15 protein-coding genes are annotated in these 20,150 nt (G+C 72.8%); 10 read left to right on the top strand and 5 right to left on the bottom strand.

The window, feature by feature from the left end; translation table 11 throughout:
* Position 1: 1 nt before the first annotated feature.
* Positions 2-1,033, top strand: a complete 1,032-nt coding sequence (locus AC07DU_RS32085; RefSeq protein ID WP_479115329.1) for a DNA-3-methyladenine glycosylase family protein — start codon at positions 2-4, stop codon at positions 1,031-1,033.
* On the opposite strand, the gene AC07DU_RS32080 is transcribed toward AC07DU_RS32085, so the two are convergent.
* Positions 981-1,562 (bottom strand): DUF4352 domain-containing protein, encoded by a 582-nt coding sequence (locus AC07DU_RS32080; RefSeq protein WP_479115327.1) that lies wholly within the window; start codon positions 1,560-1,562, stop codon positions 981-983. The genes AC07DU_RS32085 and AC07DU_RS32080 overlap by 53 nt on opposite strands.
* Positions 1,563-1,768: 206 nt before the next feature.
* Here AC07DU_RS32080 and AC07DU_RS32075 point away from each other — a divergent pair, with 206 nt between their 5' ends.
* On the top strand, positions 1,769-2,221 hold the full coding sequence (locus tag AC07DU_RS32075; RefSeq protein WP_479034080.1) for a YbhB/YbcL family Raf kinase inhibitor-like protein: 453 nt from the start codon (positions 1,769-1,771) through the stop codon (positions 2,219-2,221).
* 49 nt (positions 2,222-2,270) lie between these two features.
* On the opposite strand, the gene AC07DU_RS32070 is transcribed toward AC07DU_RS32075, so the two are convergent.
* From AC07DU_RS32070 to AC07DU_RS32055, 4 genes are all read right to left on the bottom strand, one after another.
* Positions 2,271-2,516, bottom strand: a complete 246-nt coding sequence (locus tag AC07DU_RS32070; protein WP_479034083.1) for a DUF6296 family protein — start codon at positions 2,514-2,516, stop codon at positions 2,271-2,273.
* 168 nt (positions 2,517-2,684) lie between these two features.
* The gene (locus AC07DU_RS32065) at positions 2,685-3,701 is read right to left on the bottom strand and encodes a ketoacyl-ACP synthase III family protein (protein WP_479115325.1); all 1,017 of its coding nucleotides are present in this window, start codon (positions 3,699-3,701) and stop codon (positions 2,685-2,687) included.
* Positions 3,698-8,704, bottom strand: a complete 5,007-nt coding sequence (locus tag AC07DU_RS32060) for an SDR family NAD(P)-dependent oxidoreductase (protein WP_479115323.1) — start codon at positions 8,702-8,704, stop codon at positions 3,698-3,700. Before AC07DU_RS32060 ends, AC07DU_RS32065 begins: the two co-directional genes overlap by 4 nt.
* Positions 8,705-8,904: 200 nt before the next feature.
* The gene (locus AC07DU_RS32055) at positions 8,905-10,410 is read right to left on the bottom strand and encodes an acyltransferase domain-containing protein (RefSeq protein ID WP_479115321.1); all 1,506 of its coding nucleotides are present in this window, start codon (positions 10,408-10,410) and stop codon (positions 8,905-8,907) included.
* 660 nt (positions 10,411-11,070) lie between these two features.
* Here AC07DU_RS32055 and AC07DU_RS32050 point away from each other — a divergent pair.
* The 8 genes from AC07DU_RS32050 (at position 11,071) to AC07DU_RS32015 (ending at position 20,121) form a co-directional block, all read left to right on the top strand.
* Positions 11,071-11,637 carry an NADPH-dependent FMN reductase gene (locus AC07DU_RS32050; protein ID WP_479115318.1) on the top strand — a complete coding sequence of 189 codons (567 nt, stop codon included), beginning with the start codon at positions 11,071-11,073 and terminating at the stop codon, positions 11,635-11,637.
* A 185-nt stretch (positions 11,638-11,822) separates the two neighbouring features.
* A complete protein-coding gene (locus AC07DU_RS32045; protein WP_479115316.1) occupies positions 11,823-12,707 on the top strand; it encodes an AfsA-related hotdog domain-containing protein in 885 nt (294 codons plus the stop codon).
* Positions 12,704-13,372, top strand: coding sequence for a methyltransferase family protein (locus AC07DU_RS32040; RefSeq protein ID WP_479115314.1), 669 nt, complete (start codon positions 12,704-12,706; stop codon positions 13,370-13,372). Before AC07DU_RS32045 ends, AC07DU_RS32040 begins: the two co-directional genes overlap by 4 nt.
* A gap of 32 nt (positions 13,373-13,404) precedes the next feature.
* Positions 13,405-14,064, top strand: a complete 660-nt coding sequence (locus AC07DU_RS32035) for a nitroreductase family protein (RefSeq protein ID WP_453372697.1) — start codon at positions 13,405-13,407, stop codon at positions 14,062-14,064.
* On the top strand, positions 14,057-16,933 hold the full coding sequence (locus AC07DU_RS32030) for a PEP/pyruvate-binding domain-containing protein (RefSeq protein WP_479115311.1): 2,877 nt from the start codon (positions 14,057-14,059) through the stop codon (positions 16,931-16,933). Before AC07DU_RS32035 ends, AC07DU_RS32030 begins: the two co-directional genes overlap by 8 nt.
* Positions 16,926-18,170 (top strand): cytochrome P450, encoded by a 1,245-nt coding sequence (locus AC07DU_RS32025; RefSeq protein WP_479115309.1) that lies wholly within the window; start codon positions 16,926-16,928, stop codon positions 18,168-18,170. Before AC07DU_RS32030 ends, AC07DU_RS32025 begins: the two co-directional genes overlap by 8 nt.
* Positions 18,167-19,066 carry a UbiA prenyltransferase family protein gene (locus AC07DU_RS32020; protein WP_479115307.1) on the top strand — a complete coding sequence of 300 codons (900 nt, stop codon included), beginning with the start codon at positions 18,167-18,169 and terminating at the stop codon, positions 19,064-19,066. The genes AC07DU_RS32025 and AC07DU_RS32020 overlap by 4 nt, the downstream gene beginning before the upstream one ends.
* Positions 19,063-20,121, top strand: coding sequence for a ketoacyl-ACP synthase III family protein (locus AC07DU_RS32015; protein WP_479034108.1), 1,059 nt, complete (start codon positions 19,063-19,065; stop codon positions 20,119-20,121). Before AC07DU_RS32020 ends, AC07DU_RS32015 begins: the two co-directional genes overlap by 4 nt.
* Positions 20,122-20,150: the final 29 nt, after the last annotated feature.

Genomic DNA, 20,150 nt, shown 5'->3' with positions numbered 1-20,150 from the left:
CGTGACCGCCGTCGTCCTCACACCCCGGGGCCCGTTCTCGCTCGCGGCCGGGCTGCGGTTCCTCGAAGGCTTCGCCCCGGCCCCCGACTCGGGCGGGCGGGACGGGACCCTCCGGCTGGCCTTCCCCTCGGACGACGGGCGCTTCACCGTGACGGCCGCGGTGCGACAGGACGAGACGTCGGCGACGTCGTCGGCCGGCGCGGTACGGGCCGGGATCGTACGGGCCGAGATCGCGCTCCACCCGACCGGCGCACCCTCCGCGGGCGCCCGCTCCACCGGCGCCGGTGGAGCGTCGCCCGTGGGGCCCGGCGCCCCCCGCCACCCGGCCGCCGCCGACGTGGCCCGCATCCTCTCCCTCGACGTGGACGGCTCCGGCCTGCCCGCGCTGGGGTCCGCCGAACCGCTGGTCGCGGAGCTGATGGACGAGTTCCCCGGCCTGCGACCGGTCTGCTTCCCTTCCCCCTACGAGGCCGCGGCATGGGCGGTCATCGGCCAGCGGGTCCGTATGAGCCACGCCGCCGCCGTGAAGACCCTGCTCGCCCAGCGGTACGGACACCGTGTCGAGGTCGCGGGCCACGAGCGGTTCGCCTTCCCCGCCCCCCAGGTCCTGCGCACGCTCACGAGCTTTCCCGGCCTGACCGAGGTCAAGGTGCGGCGGCTGCACGGCGTGGCCGAAGCCGCAGCCGCCGGCGAACTGGACGCCGCCCGCCTGCGCGCCCTGCCCGCCGAGGACGCCCTCGCCGCGCTACGGGAACTGCCGGGCATCGGCCCGTTCTCCGCCGAACTCATCCTCATACGCGGCGCGGGACACCCCGACCTGTTCCCCCGCCACGAACCCCGGCTCCACGCCGCCATGGCCGACGCGTACGCCCTGCCGGGGCCGACGGCCGACGTCGCGGAGCTGGTCCGCCTGGCCGAGAGGTGGAGGCCGTACCGCAGCTGGATCGCATTCCTGCTGCGTGCGCGGGCCGGTGAGCGCGTCAGGGCACGTTCCACTGGCCCGTATTGCGGGAGAACCCGCTGTTCATCGTGAACTGCACCTTGACGATCTCGGATGCGCTGGGAACGTCGAAGGTGATGAACCCCAGCGCCGTGTCTCCGGGCGCGACGGTGATGCTGCCCGGGAATTCGGGGCCGGCGGTGGTCCCCCCGTACGTCGCGTCGAACTGCTGGCCCTGGGTGTCCACGAGCTTCGCGCCGTTGCCGGGGGAGTCCTGGTAGACGTCGGTGCCCGTGTTCTTCAGCCGGAACTGGACCGCCACGAACCGTGCTCCCGCCTCCGGCGTGAGGTACGGGTTCTTGGGCTGGGCCGGATCGACGAGCTTCACGAGGGTGACCGCGAGCTTCTCGCCGTCCTTCAGACCGGTGAGATCGATGGTGGTCCCCACTGCGGCGGAAGCGGGCCGGGACGGTGTGGGCGTGGGCGTCGAACGCTCCACGGCGATCGCCGCTTCCCGGGCCGACGTGCTGCCGGCCGGCGTGGTGGTGACCGTGGCCTGTCCGGCACAGCCCGTCGTGGCCGCGACCAGTCCGCAGAGCACAGAAGCGAGTACACGGCGCATGGGACCTCCCGGAGGCCGCCGCGCTCGGGCGGAGCACGGAAAGAAGAGCCTGGATCCACCATCCTCGGCGGGGCCGGGACGCGCATCCCGGCGTGCTTCCGGCTCCGTCACCGGTTCCGGGTACGGGCGGGGCTGGGCGCCGCTGATCGGGTGTTCTGCCCTGCGGGCCGGTGTCCGCGCCGCCGCCCGCGGGTAGGGCGCCGCTCATGACCGCAATGGAACTGCGCAGCACCGCGTTCGACGACCACACCGAGATCCCCCGCCGCTACAGCGGCGAGGGGGAGAACCTCTCGCCGCCGCTGACCTGGTCGGCGGCGCCCGAGGGGACCGCCGAGCTGGTGCTGCTCTGCGAGGACCCCGATGCCCCCGGAGGCACCTTCCTGCACTGGCTGGTCACCGGAATCGACCCGGCGGCCACAGGGGCCGAGGAGGGGCAAAAACCCCGGGGCGGGCTGCCGTGGCCCAATGACTTCGGGCACGTGGGCTGGGGCGGACCGATGCCTCCGCCGGGTCACGGACCGCACCGGTACTTCTTCCGCCTGTACGCGCTGTCCGAGCCGATCAGCCTGCACGGCCGACCGGCCGTCGACACCGTGCACCGCGCGGTCGAGGGCAAGGAACTGGCCGCGGGCACCCTGGTCGGCACGTACGAGCGCTGACCGGGCCCTGAGGGGAGCGGCCGGACCAACCGTCCTCACCGGCCCCGGGTCACGACGCGGGACGCTGCGCGCGAACGGGCTGGGTCAGGGCCTGCTGGCCCCCTGAAGGCAGTATCCGGAGCTCGCCCTGGTCGCTGATCTCGGCACGGATGATGCCCGTGTCGTCGGCGTAGACGGGATGACCGCCCGGACCCGTCTGATCGGTGCGTCTGACGACGACGATGTCCGTGCCTTCCGCCCCGGGCTCCCTCCTGTCGAACACCAGCTCGTAGCGATCCTCTTGGTCATCGCCCACCGTGTACCTCCGCGTCCGTGCTGTGGGGTGGCGCGCGCACCGGCGGGCGCCGCGTACCAACGTGCCCCATGAGCCTCCATGACGGGACGCACCACGCGGCACCGGGACCCGACTGGGGGGAAGGGGGGGGGCGGAGCCGGACGGCTCCGCCCCCCGGGGACCACGGGATCAGCGGTCCACGTGGACGCGGTTGCGGGGCACCGGTGGTTCGATGATCTGGATCAGGGTGTGCGCCATGCAGTAGCCGCCGCCGAGGCCGACCATGAGGACGTAGTCGCCCGGGTACAGGCGGCGTTCGCGGATCAGGTGGTCGAGGCCGAGGAACTGGTCGGCGGGGCCGATGTGGCCGGTCTGACGGGCGTAGTACCAGGTGGTGCGTTCGCGGGTGAGACCGAGGGGTTCGGCGAAGTAGAAGTCGGCCATCTGCCAGGCGGACGACGGGACGATGGTGTGCGCCAAGGCCTTGGAGTCGATGTCCTCCTCGGCCAGGACCGCTTTGAGGGTACGGTCCAAGGCCTTCCAGATGAGGTGTTCGTGCGGTGGCAGGCCGGTGTCCGCGAGGAACTTCCGCCGCTTGGCGTTCCACTGCTCGTCGTCCATCTGCGCCTGTTCCCTGCTGAACTCCTCGAGTTCGGGGATCGAGGTGTGGGCGGTGGCGCAGAGCCGGGCGAAGCCGGAGCGGCGGGACATCAGGAGCGCGCTGCCTCCGTCCGCCATGATCATTCCCGGACTGCCCTGCCAGCGGTCCAAGTGCTCGGGCGGGAAGATCGCGGCGGCGGTGACCAGTGCTTCGCCGTCGGGGCGGGCGGCGAGGTGGCCGGCGGCGGCGAGGAGGCCGGTCATGCCGCCGTTGCTGGCGGCACGCAGTTCGTAGCACTCGGCGTTGGGGGCGGCGAGGGCCCGTTGGAGGTACTGGGCGGGAGTGCTGTGGGCTTGGCTGCCGACGGTGGTGTAGACGAGCAGGGAGAGGTCCTGCGGGCTGACCGCGGCGTTGGCCAGTGCGTCGAAGGCGGCCCGGGTCGCCATGCGGACGGCGAGTTGCTCGGTGGTCGTGGTGGTGAAAGAGGAGCCGAGCTGGTCGGCGCGGCGCTGTGGGATCAGGCCGAGGGCGAGGGCGTCGGAGGTCGCGGTGGCTGTCGGCAGCCACCGGCCCGTGGCGCGGATGAGGATGTCGTCCCATTTCATGACCGGGCCGCCGTTTCGGTGGGGTCCGGCATGGCGGGCGTCGCCGTGCCGGGGATGCCGAGTGTGTGGGGTTGTGCGGGGCCGGCGGCGCGGTCGACGCGGCCGGTGGCGCGGTCCAGGGTGCCCAGCACCGCGCCGTGGATGCCGTGCATGCGCACGAGGGTGGTGGTGCCGGCGAGGGCGTGGACGCTGCCGGCGGCGGTGGAAGCCGGGGCGTGGATGAGGATCCCCGGGGCGGGATGGGCGTGGGTGAGGGCGGTGTCGTTGTGGGAGGTGGCGAAGTCGATGACGTCGATGCCGGTGAGCGCCGACAGGGGGACGGGGGTGTCGTCGGGAGCCGTGGCGAGGCCCGCGGTCTGGATCATGGCGTCGAGGGTGAGTACCGGGATGCGGAACGCCGCGAAGGCGGGGTGCCAGAGCGGGGCGAGCGCGAACCGGGCGCTGGCACCGTGGTGGTCCGCGCGGTGACCGCTGGTGGAGGCGAAGGGGCCGGTGAGGTGGACGAGCGGGTTGGGCTCGTGCAGGGGGATGCCGGGTGACGGCCGGCTGGGCCGGGGATGGTCCTGCGCGGGGATCGGGCGCGGCTCGGGGGAGAGGAGGACGTCGACGCTGTGGCAGAGGCGGTCCCGGACCAGGACCGTGCCGTTCGGACTCGTACGGTCGGTCAGGATGCGGACGCGGACCCGCCGGCTGCCGTCGTCGGCCGCGGGCAGCAGGTGCGCCCGGGTCCGTATGAGCAGCGGGGGATGGTGGGGCAGGACGGTCAGGGCGCTGTGGCAGCGCAGGTCCCGGAAGCCGACGACGTGCAGGTCCGGTGCGAGGGCCAGGGCGGCTTCGGCGGCGATTTCCAGGCCGAAGGTGCCGGGGACGACGGGGACGCCCTTGACCGTGTGGTGGGTGACCCAGGCGTCCGGGCCGTCGGCGTCCCGGGGGTGGGGCAGGTGGTGTTCGAAGACGCTGTCACCACCCTCGTCCGTCACGCGCCGTCCCAGGAGCGGCGCGTGCGCCGCGGGCTGCGGCGGGGCGGAGGTGGGGTGGGGGGCGGAGGTGGTCTCCGGGGGATGGTTCGCGGCCTCGGGGCCCTGGGCGCCCAGGAAGGCCAGGGCCGGTACGCGGGCGTGGTGGGTCAGTGCCCGGATGAGCTGGCCGGCGCCCTCGCGGGCGCTGACGGCTTCGTACTGGCCGGTGCTGGCGATCTGCTCGGCCAGGAGGGGATCGGAGCCCACCCCCTGATCGGACCACACGGCCCACATCAGGCTGAACTCCTCGGCGTCGGGCGTGGAGTGGTGGCGGGCGGCGCAGGTCAGGAAGTCGTTGCCGGCGACGTAGTCGGCGTCCCCGGGGTTGCCGTAGAGCACGGACATCGAGCTGAAGTTGCACCACAGGCGCGGCGGGGCGTCGCGCAGGGCGTCCTTCAGATGGAGGTAGCCGAGGACCTTGATGTCCCGGACGGTGCGGAAGTCCCCGAGGGTCTTCACTCCGAGGGCACGGGACCTGATCTCGGTGGCGGTGTTGAGCAGCAGGTCGATGCGGCCGTGCCGGTCCAGGACGTGCCGGACCGTCCGCGTCACCAGCTCGGCGTCGGTGAGGTCGCAGGGAAGGTAGTGGACGCGGTCGGCGCTGCACTGTTCTCGGAGCCGGGCGAGGGTCCGGGCGGTCTCCTGGGCGCGGACACGTCGCGCGTGTGAGGCCTTGATGTCCTTGACGGAGAGGGAGGGGTCCTCGGCGCGGGCCCGGCGGATGTGGTCGGCCAGGGAGGGCACGGGTCCCTCGTCCGGATCGGGCAGGGGGGTGCGGCCCATGATGTAGAGGTGGGGGGCCTTGTCGGCGGTGAGGGCGAGGAGGAGCGAGGGGGTGATGCCACGGGCTCCGCCGGCCGCGAGGATCACCGAATCCCCGTCCAGTGCGAACGCGGGCGCCGTGGTCGCGGGGTTCGCGGCGGTCGCCGGTTCCGAACCGGGGGCCGGAGCCATCCGGTAGCCGAGGCGTTTGCCGTTCAGGTGGGCGACGGCGCAGCCGGGCACGCGCCGTGACGACTCGGCGGCGAGCAGGCCGAGGGCCTTGCGCGGCTGCACGTCCTCGGCGAGCACCGTCAAGGCGACGCAGTCGGGCAGCTCCGTCGCGAAGGAACGCAGCGACCCCGTGAACAGGCCGCTGAAGGGGTGCGGGACACCGGCAGGCAGGGCGTGGGTGAGCAACACCGTGATGCTGCCGGTCGCGAGCGGCCCGGCCAGGGCGCTGACGGTGGCGAAGGTGAGGTCGTGCAGGGCCAGGACGCGCGCGGTGGCGGTCGGCGAGGTGATGGCGGGCAGCCGGGTCAGGATCCGCACGTGCCGCGGCGGCGCCTCCAGCCCGGCCAGGGCTGCGGTGACGTCCTCGGCGCGCACGGGCGTGGCATGGGGCGTCGGGGTGGCGGCGGGGCTCCACAGGTGGACGTCCGGGGCGTCGGGCACGAGACCGGCCAGGAACGGCTCGTCGCACAGCACCAGCGTCCCGGGGGCGAACGGGTCGGGCCGCGTACCGGCGAGGGGCTCCGGCGCGGGAAGCTCGTGCAGGCCGTACTGCATCGGGTGGGCCTGCGGTACGTCCGGCGCCTCCTGGAGGGTGCGCCACGCCCGGTCGGATGCGGCGCCGGCCGTCCCGGCCGGGGTGATGTGGACCGCGGGAGCACCCGGCGTGCGGGGCGTGATGACGGTGTCCGATCCGGTCGTCAGGGCGCCCAGCACCGCGAGGGCCCCGGCCGCGGCACGGTAGCGGGGGCCGTCGGCGAGGTGCTGCCCGTCCTTGGGGGCCGGCGGATCGTCCGGGTGGGGCATGCGGGTCCGTACGGTCGCCAGTGCGGGCAGGCCGTGACGGGCCGCGGTCCGCGCCCGGGTGAGGGCGAGGACGACCACGCCCTCGCCGGGCGCGCGGTCGCTGGGCACATCGAGGGTGCCGGCCGGTGTGTCGCTCTGCGGCAGTGAGTTGCCGTCCGCGGCGCAGACGAGGACGAGATCGCAGGAGCCGTTGTGCAGCCACCGCTCGGCATGGCGCAGTGCGGCGAGGGCGCTGTCGGTGTCGGCGTGACAGGTCGTGATGGGGCCTTGCAGGTCGTGGTAGTTGGCCACACGGCCGGCCACCAGGCCCGTCGGCGCTCCGGTGAAGGTGTGGGCGTGCGGACTGGCGGACCCCTCGGTCACGGCGGCGGCCAGCACCGCGCGCAGTTCCTCGGCGGCCTCGGAGCCGTGGAGCGCGGCGACCGGCGCCGTGGCGTCGGTGAGGTGGATGTGGGCCATGGCTTCGACCGAGCGCCGCGTCATCGTTCCCGCGGCGGCGATGACGGCCGTGGTCGGGCGCAGTTCGTCCCAGGCCGCCCCGAGGGCGGGCGCCAGATCGCGGACGGCCTCGACGGACATGATCTGGGTGCGGTCGATCTGGCGGAGCGTGGGCGGCGGGATGCGCAGGGGAGGATCGGTCGGATGGGGGTAACGGTCGCCGAACCCGGGCTCGGGGGCCGGTCCTTCACCGCGTAGCCAGGCGGCGACCGTGTCGGTGGCGGCCCCGGGGAACAGCGCGGTGCGGGCGACGATGACGATGTCGTCCTGGGGGGAGTCCGCCCCGGTGGAATCGGGGCAGCGCAGGCTCGGGTGGTCGTCGGTGAGGACGACGTGACCGTTGACCCCTCCCAGGCCGGCGGAGGAGACGGCGACGGTACGGGGGCGGTCGCCGGGCGGCCAGTCGATGTGCCGCAGCGGGACGGCGACGGGATCGACGGCGGGTCCGGCCGCGGCCGCGGTCGCCCCGGCCTCGGGGGCGGGCGCGGGAAAGCGGTCGAAGTAGGGCTGGCGCAGGATCCGTTCGTGGCGCAGGCCGAGGACGGCGTGCAGGACGGAGACCAGACCGGCGTTGGCGATGGTGTGCCCGAAGATCGCTTTCGCGGAGGTGATCGGGCAGGGGCTGGTCCGGTCGGCCAGGGCGTCGCGGAGCATGTCGAGCTCGATCGGGTCGCCCTTGGTGGTACCGGTGCCGTGGGCGACGATCCAGTCGAGGTCGTCGGCCGCGATGCCGGCCTCCCGCCAGGCGCGGCGCAGCGCGAGCAACTGGCCACGGGCGGCGGGAGCGTGAATCGACGCGGCCCGGCCGTCGGCGGACAGCCCGATGCCGCGGATCACCGCGTGCACGGTGTCCCCGTCGGACCGGGCCCGGTCCAGGCGCTTGAGGACCAGGGTGATGCTTCCCTCGCCGGTCCGCGTTCCGGAGGAATTCTCGTCGAAGGGACGGATCTCGTCCCCGGTCGCCAGGGTGCCGGTGGTCCCGAACAGCCGGCACAGGGACGGACTGATCATGACGCTGGAGGTGCACAGGGCGATGTCGGAGGTGTCCTGCTGCAGGGAGCGGACGGCCGCGTCCAGGGCGTAGAGGCTGCTCGCGCAGGCCGCCTCGGCGACGACGCTCTCCGCGCCGGCCGGCAGGAGGCCCTCCAGGGCACGGTGGAGGTAGAAGGGGGCCGTGGACAGCTCAGGGGGGAAGGAGTCGCGCTGGTAGTGGGCCGCCAGGAGGTCACCGGTGTGCTCGTTGAGCCAGCCCGCACCGGGCCTGGTCTCGGTGGCCCGCTCGAAATGACGCGCGTAGGTGCGGGCGAGCACGTCGTTGTAGAGGTGGGGGTACTCGTGCTCGCCCATGGTGGCCGCCGCGCACAGCCAGCGGTCGTTGTCGCGGGAACGCAGTCCGTCGAGGGCCTGGAGGGCGGAGTGCCGCAGGAACGTCATGACGGGCGGGGCGTCGGCGGGCCAGTCCCCGGCGTCGATCTCGGCGGCCAGGCGGGGGTGCGGCGTGAGCCGGTCGATGAAGCCGCCCTGGGCCGCGCTCTGCAGCTCGGGCGGCATGATGTGCTCGGCGCTCCACAGCAGGGGCGGCTTGAACTGGTTGCGGCCGGCTTCCAGGACTTCCCATACCTTGTGTGGGCTGTCGGCGCCGGCCAGGACCGCGCCGTACCCCACGACCGCGATGGGTGGGTTGCTCATGGTGTTCTCTCCGGATTCCTCTGATCGGGCAGGGCCGGCACAGGTGTCCGTCCAGCCGGTGTGGTGTGCTGCGGTGCCGGGGACCCACGCCCGCGGGCTGATCCGGCCTGATCCGAAAGACGGGCTCTGGGCCCGGCTCCGTGACCGGTTCGGTCCCGCCGGCGAGTTCCCGGTGCTCCCCTCTCGGGGACGAAACCGCGCTACACCGCCGCTCGGGCCTCGATGACGGCGTCGGCGATCCTGCCCAAGGTGGCCAGTTGGAGGAGCTGCGGGTGGTGCCGCAGACCCTCGACGCCGTAGAGCTCCTCGGTGCGTCGCAGGAGGGCCAGTTGCTGGAGGGACTCGATGCCGAGGGACGCCTCCAGGTCCGCGTCCTCCTCCAGTACCTCTTCGGGGTACTCCAGGGCCTCCGCGTACAGGGTGCGCAGGCGGGCCACGATCTCCTGCCGGTCGAGTGCCGCCCCCGGTACGGCCGTTACGGCGGGCGCGGACTCGGCGGGCTTGGACACTGCGGGCTCGGACGCGGCGGGGGCCTCCCGCACGGTCTCGGTGGCGGGGTGCACGGCTTCATGGACCGGTGCGGCGGCCGTCGCCCAGACGGGAACGCCCGTGGGGGAGGGGTGGGCGGACCGGGAGTCCTTCACCTTGCCCTTGGTCCTGCCCCTGTCCTTGTCCTTGCTCTTGTCCTTCTCCTTGCCCTTGGACTTCTTTCCGCCGCTTTTCCCGGACCCGACGGGGCCGAGCGGGGCCGAGGTCGCGGCGCCCGACGCGAGGGCGCGCAGCACGGCGGCCGGACCGGCCGGATCGGCCAGCGGGACGTGCACCCGGATGCCCGGCAACGAAGCCTCCGCGAGGGGGCCGGCGACCGGTCGTGCTCCGCAGTCCACGAAGACGTTCACGCCCTGCCCGTGGAGCTCCCTGAGGGTGTCCAGGAGCCGGACGGGGCTGGTCAACGCGTCGATGGTCATCTCCAGCGGGTCCTCGTCCCCCACCTCGCGGGCCAGGTTCGTGGACCAGATCCGCCAGTTCCTGCCCCCGTACGCCACCGGGGGCTGCTGGGCCCTCAGCAGGCGGGCCGCCGGGCCGAGGGCCGGGGAGTGCGAGGCGTGCGGGACGTCCAGTTCGGCGGTCGGCCACCCCATGAACTCGGCGATCTCGCCGGCACGCGCGATCGCGGCGGCCGGTCCGCTCAAGACGGACTGGCGCGGCGCGTTCACGCAGGCCACCACCAGGTCGGGGTCCCCGACCAGCGCCGCGAGGCTGCGCGCGTCGGCCTCCCGGGTCCCCACCGCCAGCATCGCCCCCGGCCAGTCCTGCTCGGACAGGGCCCGGGAACGGGCCACCGCGATGCGGGCCGCGTCCTCGACCGTCAGATGCCCGCCCGCGGCCAGCGCCCACAACTCGCCGATGCTCTGCCCCGCCACGGCGAAGGGCTCCAGGCCGCACTCGGCGGCAGCCGCGCACACCGCCGCGGAGACCGCGAAGATCTCCAGGTACTGCGCGTCCGGATCGGCCGTACCGGGCGGCGGGGCGCTCGGGCCGACCAGGCGGGGAGACACCTTCTCCATGCCCAGCTCCACCGCGACTTCGTCGATGCGCGCCAGCACCTCGCCGACAGAGGCGAACTCCCGTGCCAGCTCGCCCAAGACACCGCTGCTCGGCCGGGGAACGGTCCCCGGTATCAGCAGGACAACGCGTCCATCCATCTCGGAACTCCCTATTCTTCAGTACGTTTGTGATCTTGCCGCCGCTGGGGCGTTCGGCTCTGCGATGACATCGGGACTGCGATGAGATCGGAACCGCGATGACATCGGGACCGCCGGAAGTGGAACCATTAATTCTTCGCGTCGGATCGTGAAAACAGGGCGGAATTCCACTCGGCGGGAATCCTGGTGGCGTCGATAGGTGCCCCAGGCGACATAAACGGTTCCCGGCTGCCCCCGGGCGCTGCGCTTCATGTCCGTCGCGCAGGGGAATGCGCGGCGTATCTCGTCAGGCGAGATGCAACTCGCATCTCGTATAACCGTTCCAGGCGCCGTCCGCGACCGTGCTCACCTCGGCCGGAACCTCGACGGCCCTTGCCGTGCCTGACATCGCGGGAGCGAGGAATGAGCCGCCGACGGCCGCTGGCCGACCCATGTGGACGTACTCACGGATTGGCTCCCCCATATTCTCGCGCACCCCTCTGACACGTGACCAAAGGCGTTCGGAACAGACGAATAAACACTACATACGCCCGATTGAATATCAAGTTCCTTTCTTTTTCCTGTCTCTGGCTCAAAACCATCAGTACGCGATGAACAAGGGGCACGGACGGTCACTGGATGCTGGTCGCCGTGGAGATGGCGGAGCGTTAGGGTGGCGAGATGTCTACGCTGCCTGTGATTCTCTTGCTGTCCGGAAGCCTGCGGGCCGGTTCCTCCAACGAGTCGGTGCTGAGCACCGCGCACGCGGTCGCGGCCTCCTCCCGGGTGCGCACGGTCCTCTACGAAGGGCTGGCGGCGCTGCCCCACTTCAACCCCGACGATGACAAGGACCCGCTGCCGCAAGCCGTGGCGGAGCTGCGGACGGCGATCCGCGAGGCGGCTGCGGTGTTGATCTGCACGCCGGAGTACGCCGGTACCCTGCCCGGCTCGTTCAAGAACCTGCTGGACTGGACGGTCGGCGGTACGGAGATCTGCGACAAGCCCGTCGCGTGGGTGAACGCCGCCGCCCCGGGGCGCGGCGGGGGCGCGGAGGCCACGCTGCGCCTGGTTCTGGGCTACACCGGCGCCGCGATCGTGGAGTCGGCCTGCGCGCGGATCCCGGTGTCTCCTCAGATGAGGGGTGCGGACGGACTCATCACGGATCCGTCGGTGCGCGAGCAACTCGGCGAGCTGCTCGCCCTGCTGGCGCAGGCTCATGTGGTGTCAGACGGAGAGAACGGCCGGTGAACGTTCGACGGTCGCCCGCTTCGTCGCCTACGGGCCGAGCGAGGACCGTGTATAAGTGCTGAGGCGGATGAGGCCACCGGGGCACGCGGGACGCGCGGGGCACGCGGGGGCGGTGGGACGGGAGATAACAGAAGTTCGACTGGTTTTCGACCTGAAGCGCTGATCGATGATTAGCGTCGACCTCCATGACATCTTTAGTACAGACCGCGTTCGGGGCAGCTGACCCCACGTTGGATGATGTGGCGGGGTCGGTGCCCGGGACCGGCAGGACGACGGTCCGGCTGGACGTGGACGAGACCGATCGCTGTTTCTACGACCATCCGCTCGATCACATACCCGGCATGCTGCTGGTGACGGCGCTGCTCGATCTGGTCCGTGCGCAGGTGCGGGACCAGGCCGACGCGGGTCTCAACCGGCTGCGGATATCGCTGAGTTTCGACCGGATCTGTGAGCCCGGCGAGCCGGTGACGCTGCACTGCGAGCCGGCCCCCGCCGAGGAGGGGCCGGCCTGGCAGCTGCGGGCCGAGCAGGAGGGCGGCACCGTGTGCCAGGCCGTCGTCGGCCTGGCCCGCACCCCCGCCGCACAGCCCACCGGCCAGGCGCAGGGCCAGTCGCAGGACCAGGACCGCACCCGCCCCGCCGATGCCGCTCTGGTGCACCGGCGTCTTCCCGAGAACATTCTGCTGGGCGCCCCGCTGCGTACCGAGGAGGCCGCCGTCCTGGTGCCGCCCGCCGGGCACCGGCTGCACGGGGGCCCGGACGGTCTGCACACACCGGACGCGCTGATCGAGTCGGCCCGGCAGATGTCCACCTTGCTGGCGCACACGGCGCACGGCCGTGAACCGGACATCCAGCTGCTGTGGCTGAGCCTCGAAGCGGACGTGCCCACCGATCTGCCGGTGTCGGTCCCGCTGTCGCTGCGCTGGGAGTTCACCCCGGCCCGCGGTGCGCGCGCCCCTTACCCCATGGCGTTGCTGGACGCCGTCAGCGGTGAGCGGCTGGGCGGCATCGCGATCACCCACCACTCCATGAGCCGTGCCCGCTACCAGGAACGGAGGGCCGCGAAGTGACCACCGTGAAGCCGGCGACAGGGCGCGGACCGTCCTGGACCGTTCAGGCCCCGCGTCTGCTGTTCCTGTGCGCGGTGGCCGCGGTGACCACCGGCATGGTGGTCCACCTGCGCGACGCCGGAAACACCGTCGACCTGGTGGCCGGGCTCCTTGCCGCCTGCTATCTGGCGTGGCTCGCGGTCGAGATCCCCGTGACCTTCCGCAAGTCGACCGCGCCGCCGAGCGAGTCGGCGACGCTGCTGCTCTACGCGACGGCGCGGATCGCGACCGCCGCCGCCGCCGTGCTGGGTCCGCTGCCGTGGGACGGCTGGTCGTGGGCGCTGCTCGCGCCCGCCCTGCTCTTCGTCGGCGGAGTGGTCCTGCGGCAGGTGGCGATCCACACGCTCGGCCGGTTCTACTCGCACCACGTCATGCGCCAGCAGGACCACCAGATCGTCACCTACGGCCTCTACCGCTTCATCCGCCACCCCGCGTACGCGGGCATGCTGCTGGCGCACGCCGGGTTCGTCGCCTTCTTCCTCAACCCGGTGAGCGTGGTGCTGCTCGTGCTCCTCGCGGCCGCGATCACGTTCCGGATCCGCACCGAGGAGCGGATGCTGATGAACATCCCCGGTTACAGCGCCTACGCGGCCGGCCATGCCCGGCTCGTCCCGGGGGTCTGGTGACCGTGCACACTGATCCGAGGGAGTCACCGCACGTGCTGTCCGCCGACGAGTTGCTCACCACCACCCGGTCGGTGCGCCGGCGTCTGGATCTGACGCGCCCGCTCGATCTCGCGGTCGTCAAGGAGTGCGTGGAGATCGCCCTGCAGGCGCCCAACGGCGGCAACACCCAGCGCTGGCACTGGCTGGTCGTCACCGACGCCGCGCTGCGGGCCGAGATCGGATCCGTCTACCGACGCGCCTTCGAGAACCGCTATCCGCCCGCCGATGCCACCCCCGGCGCCACTCCCGAACAGGGCGCCACGGCCCGGATGATGGCGAGCGGCCGTCACCTGGCCGCGCACCTGCACGAGGTGCCGGTGCTGGTGATCCCGTGTCTCCAGCTGCGCGAGGGGCAGTTCCCCGAGGGCAGCCAGGCCGGCCTGTGGGGCTCGCTGCTCCCGGCGGCCTGGAGCTACATGCTCGCCGCCCGCGCCCGCGGGCTCGGCACCGCCTGGACCACCGTGCACCTGGACGCCGAGCAGGAGGTCGCCGCCCTCCTCGGCCTGCCGCCCGGTGTGCGCCAGGGAGCGCTGATCCCGACCGCACACGTGCTGGGGGAGGGCTTCAGGCCGGCCCCGCGCAAGCCCGTGGACAGCGTGCTGCACATGAACGGCTGGACCTCACGCGTGAAGAACGGTGACCTGGATGACTGACCTCCTGACCACCACGGCCGCCGGAGCCGACGCTCTGGCCGACGCCGCCCAGGTGGGCAACAAATTCGCCCGCCAGGAGGTGCTGCGGCGCGCGGGCTTCCGGGTCCCGGAGTTCTTCTGTCTGCCCGCCGCCGCCTTCGACGAGGCGCTCGACGCCGTACGGCCGCTCCTGCCGCCGCTGCCCCGGGACGCCGATGACAAGGCGGCGATCGAGGACTGGTGCGCGTCCGCCCACGAGGCACTGACCCGGTCGAGCCTGCCGCCGGCCCTCGCCCGGCGGATCCGGGAGGAGTTCACGGCCCTGGTCGGCGCGGACGGCCTGGTCGCCGTGCGGGCCTGCGTCGTCCCGGCAGCGCGCACCACCGCCGCCACCACCCCGGACACCGCACCCGCCCCGGACGAGGCCATCGGGGAGGACAGCGCCGTCGACCCCTTCGCCGGGATGAGCGACAGCTTCCTCTACGTGGACGAGGCGGGCCTCGCCGACGCCGTGTCGGGGTGCTGGGCTTCGGCCTTCAACCCGCAGGCCGTGCACTACCGGATCTTCCGCGGACTGGACCCGACGCAGGCACGCGTCGCCGTCGGCATCCAGCGGATGGTGCTCGGCACCCGCTCCTTCGTCGCGTTCACCCGCGACCCGCGCGACGGCTCGCAGCGTCACCTGATCGCCGCCGCCCACGGGATCGGCGAGGGCGTCGTCCAGGAGAAGGCCGACGTCGACCACTTCTTCCACGACCCCGCGACCGGCAGGGTGAGCGCGCAGACCGTGCACAAGCGGTGGTCGATGGGACTGCCCGAAGGCGCCGCCTCGGGTGCGCCCGTACTGCTGCCGGTCCCCGCGGAACTGGCCGACGCGCCGGTCCTGGACGACAAGGAGGCCCGTACGGTGGCCGAACTGGCCGCCCAGGTGGAGGAACTGTTCGGCGTCCCGCAGGACATCGAAGGCACCATCACCCCCGACGGCACCGTCCACCTGGTGCAGGCCCGGCCCCTGGTGAGCGCCCCCCACACGGACGCGCCCACCGGTCCGGACGGGACGCGGTCCACCGTGTACTGGGGCAACCACAACATCACCGAGAGCTTCCCCGGGACTTCGGGAGCGCTGACCTACTCCCAGTCCCGCGAGTTCTACCGCCGTTCCTTCTCGGACCTCTACCGGCGGATGGGAGTGCCCGCCCGCCGCATGCGGGAGAACGCGCACCGCCTCACCCGGATGGTCGGCTACCTGGAGGGCCAGGTCTACTACCGGCTGGAGGACTGGCACCATCTCCACGGCCAGATGCCGATGTTCGAGCTGGTACGACGCCAGTGGGAAGCCTCGATGGGCATCACCGGCCCGGCCGCCGGCGTCCGCCGCTGGTCCCCGCTGCGGGTGGCCCGCTCGGTGCCGCACCTGGCCTGGCGCACCGCCCTGCACCCGTGGCAGGTAAAACGGTTCCTCAGCTGGTGGGACCGGCAGATGACGGAGATCAACACCGTCGGGGACACCCCCGAGGAACTGATCGCGCTCTATCGGCGCGTGTGGGAACGCGCCGAGCGGCAGTGGGGCATCACCCTCGTCAACGGGCTGATCGCCCTGGTCGTGCTCCGCTCCGGCACCGCACTGCTGCGCCGCTGGACCGGCCTGGGCCCGCAGCTCCTGATGGGGCTGATGGCCGGAGGCAAGGAGAACCGCTCCCTCCAGGCCGTCCGCGCCGCCATGGCCCTGGGCGAACTCGTGGGATCGATCCCCGAGCTGCGCAGCGCCGTCCTCGACCACCAGGACCCGCGCCAGGTGTGGGCCGACCTGACCGCCGGCCGCTACGGCACACAGGTCGCCGACGCCGCCCAGGCGTACGTCGCCCGCTACGGGGACCGCGCGCTGCACGACCTGAAGCTGGAGGAGCCCACCCCCCGCCAGCGCCCCTGGACCGTCGTCCCCCTCATCCGCCCCCTGGTCCGCCAGGGCACCACCGTCGCCGCCAACCGGGCCGAGGAGCAGGCGGCCGCCGCCCGGGCCCGCGAGCAGCTGCGCCAGGCGTGCCCCAGCCCGGTGCGCCGGGGTGTGCTGCTGGCCCACGCGGCGCTGGCCCGGGACCTGGCACGGGTGCGCGAGGACACGCGTTTCTGCCGCACCCAGCTCTTCGGGATGTCACGCGACGTGATGTGGCGCCTGGGCGCCCACCTCGCCCGCGCCGGTGTGCTCGACGACCAGCTGGAGGTGGCCGACCTGACCGTGGAGGAGGTCATCGGCGCCTTCGACGGCACCGGTACGGCCGGCGACCTGCGGGCCCTGGCAGCGCTGCGCCGGGCCGAGCGCCTGCGCTGGACGCAAACCGAGCAGCGCCCACCCCTGCTGGGTGTGCCGGGCAACCTCCCGCTCGCCCGCGCCCTGCCGTACGCCGTACCGGTCCGGGTCGGCAACGACTCGGACGCCCAGGTGCTGCGGGGCATCGGTTCCAGCGGCGGCGTGGTCCGCGGCCGCGCCAAGGTGGTCCTGGACCCGGGCACCGACCCGGACCTGGCCGGAGGCCGCATCCTCATCGCCCGGGAGACCGACCCCGGCTGGCTGTTCCTGATGATGTCCGCCAAGGGGATGGTCGTCGAGCGCGGCACCCTGCTGTCCCACACCGCGATCACCGGCCGCCTCCTGGGCGTTCCGACGGTGGTGGCCGTCGCGGACGCCACCAAGGCGATCCCCGACGGAGCCTGGCTCGAGATCGACGGCAGCGCCGGCACGGTCCGCCTCCTCCCCGACCCGACCCCACCAGCCGACGCCGCCGCCTCGGCCCCACCGGCCGCCCAGGCCCAGGCCGCCCAGACCCAGGCGGACCAAGCCGACCCGACCGACCCGGCCGACCCGATCGACAAGGCTCAGAAGGATGACTGACGACCCGGCACGCTTCCCGTTTCCCGTCGACCCCGGCGTCCGCCCACCCGCCGCGTACGACCGTCTCCTCGCCACCGGCGCACCGCACCCCGTCCAGCTCTCCAGCGGACAGCCCGCGCTGCTGATCACCCGGCACGAGGACGTGACCGCCGTACTGGGCGACGACCGCTTCAGCCGGGCCGGCTACGCGGCCCGCGCCCGGCCGCTGCTGGCCCGGGAGACCGACTCGCTCCCGCTGGTGACCGCCGACGCGCCCCACCACACCCGCCGGCGCCGCGCGGTCATGCCCGCCTTCACCGCACGCCGGGTCCGGCAACTACGGCCTCACCTCGAGCAGTTGGCCGACCAGCTCTTGGACGAGGTGACCGCCGGCGCCGAGACGGGGACAGCCGAGCTGGTCAACACCTACACCGTGCCCTTCGCGATGCAGGTGATCTGCGAGCTGCTCGGCATCCCCTTCACCGACAGCGCTCTGCTGCGCCGCGAAGTCGACGTCCTGATGTCCACCTCCGGCCACACCCCGCAGGAGGTCGCGGGCGCGCAGGCCCGCATGGACGGCTACTTCGACTCCCTCATCGCCGACAAGCAGCGCGCCGTGGACGGCGGCGAGCCGGCCGACGACGTCCTCACCAAACTGATCACCCGTCCCGCGGACGACCCCGACCAGCACCTCTCCCACAAGGAGGTGCTGGCGCTGGCCTCGGGGATGCTGATGGCCGGCTACGAGACCACCGGCAACTCCTTCGCCATGTGCGTCCTGCTGCTCCTCCAGCACCCCCACCTGGCCGACCAGCTGCGCGCGCGCCCCGACCGGATCCCGGGCGCCGTGGAGGAGATGCTCCGCTTCACCTCGCTCAACAACACGGGCGGCTACCCCCACCTGGTCACCGAGGACACCGTTCTGGGCGGCTGCCCCGTCCGCGCCGGCCAGGTCGTCGTGGCGCTCACCGACGCGGCCAACCGCGACCCGGCCGTCTTCAAGGACCCCGACACCTTCGACCCCGCCCGCCCCGACCGCGGCGGCCATCTGGCCTTCGGCCACGGCCGCCACATGTGCCTGGGCGCCGAACTCGCCCGCGCGGAGCTCCAGATCGGCATCGCCGCCCTGCTCCGGCGCTTCCCCGTACTGGAACTGGCTGTGGCCGAAGACGAGTTGGCGTGGCGCCAGACGATGTTCATCAACGGCCTCTGGCAGCTTCCGGTCCGCTGGGCGATACGGACGGAGCAGCCCGCATGATCCGCCGCCTCGCCCTCTTCGTACAGGGCAGCTACCCGCTTCCCCTGGCCCCCGTGATCGCCGCGGCCTGGGCCGTGGGGGTGACCGGACTGTACGCGGCGGTCGACCCGCGCGCCCACGACTGGCGGCCCGGCTGGGGCACCGCGATCGCCGCACTCACCGTCATCGTCGACCTGCTCCTGCTGCGGGCCGCCGACGACCTGCGCGACCTTCCCTACGACCGGCTCCACAACCCCGGCCGCCCGCTGGCGCGCGGCGCCGTCCGCCCCCGGGACCTCCTCGTACTGGCCGCCGTAGGAGTGAGCGGCCTGCTCCTCCTCAACGCCGGCAACCGCCCCGCCCAGCTCCTCCTCGCCGCCCAGTTCACGTACACCGCCGTCCTGGTGGGGGCCGAGATGCGCTTCGGCTGGCCACCCAGCGACAAGGTGGTCCTCGGCGTCCTCCTCAGCTCCCCGGTCCAGATCCTGCTGAACCTCTACCTCTACGCGGTCTTCCTCCACGACACCGGCCTGAGCGCGGGCCGGCACGCCTGGCCCGTCCTGGCCGTCGTCATGCTGGCCGCCACGCACCACGAGCTGGCCCGCAAGATCGTTCGTGTGCCCCGCGAAAGCGAGCGGACCTACGTACACGTCTTCGGCCTGCGCACCACCACCGCCCTGGCCGTGGGCTTCGCCATCGCCTCCACCGCGGTCGCCCTGGCCGCGCTGCGCCCCTGGACCACGACCGGTCCCGGCGCCTGGGGCTGGCTGGTCCTGCTGCCGGCCGCCCTCGTCGCCCGCGCGGCGTGGAGCTTCACCCGCGACGCGGCCCCGCGCTGGCCGCTGCGGGCCACGATCGGCTACCTGCCGACCGCATTCACCTGCTACCTGCTCATCGGCCTGGGAGTCACCTCATGAGGACGGACAACCTGTACATCGCCGGCGCCGCCGCCCGCGTCCCGGACCTGTTCCCGGTCGCCGAGGCGGTCCGGCGCGGCTGGTACGACGCCGGGCGCGCCGAGGCCGAGGGCTGGACCAGCGTGGCCATCGCCGACGACCTCTCGGCGCCCGAACTCGCCGCCGAGGCCGGCATCGAGGCCCTCAAACGCTCGGGCCTGGTCGGCGACCAGATCGACCTGGTCCTGCACTCGGGCGTCTGGCACCAGGGCCCGGAAGGCTGGTACGCCGCGAACTACGTCCAGGACCAGGTCGTCGGCACCACCGCCCCCGCCGTCGGCATGAACCAGGGCTGCACGGCGGTGCTCGACGCGATCCGCCTCGCATACGGCTACCTGAGCGTGGATCCCCACGCGAACGCGGCCCTGGTCACCGCGGCGGACAACTTCGGCACCCCCCTCGTCGACCGGTGGAACTACGCGGACGGATGGGGTTCCGGACGCGGCTCCATACTCGGCGACGCGGGCGGCGCGGTCGTCGTGTCCACCGAAGGCGGCCCGCTGCGGATCCGCTCCCTGGCCATGTCCTCCCTCTCCGGCTGGGAGCACCTCTACCGCGGCGACGAGGCGATGTACCCGCCCCCGGTCACCCGCGGCGTCCCGGCCACCCTGGGCCGCCGCATGGCCTCCTACGTCGAGCGCCACGACCCCGAGGGATACCTCCTCCAGGCCGTCACCCGCGACCTGGTCCGGGCCCGCACCACCCTCGCCCGCCAGGTCATGGAGGAAGCCGGCGTCGGCCCGGACGACATCACGCGCGTCACCCACGTCTTCACCGGCCACCCCCGCTACCTGGCGAACCTCCTGAGGCCGCTGGGCATCGCGCCCGAGCGCGGCCTGCTGGAACTCGGCCGCGCCCACGGGCACCTCGCCTCCACCGACCAGGTCCTCGGCCTCACCCACCTCATGGAAACCGGCGCCGTGTCGCCGGGCGACCACATCCTGATGATGGGCAACGGCGGCAGCATCTCCCTGGCCTGCGCGGTCGTCGAGGTACTGGAACAGCCCTCCTGGTGAGAGCAGTTGGGCTCACTGTGACGCCCAGG

Source organism: Streptomyces sp. NPDC045695 (assembly GCF_056432025.1).
This window is presented reverse-complemented; position numbering and strand designations above follow the sequence as displayed.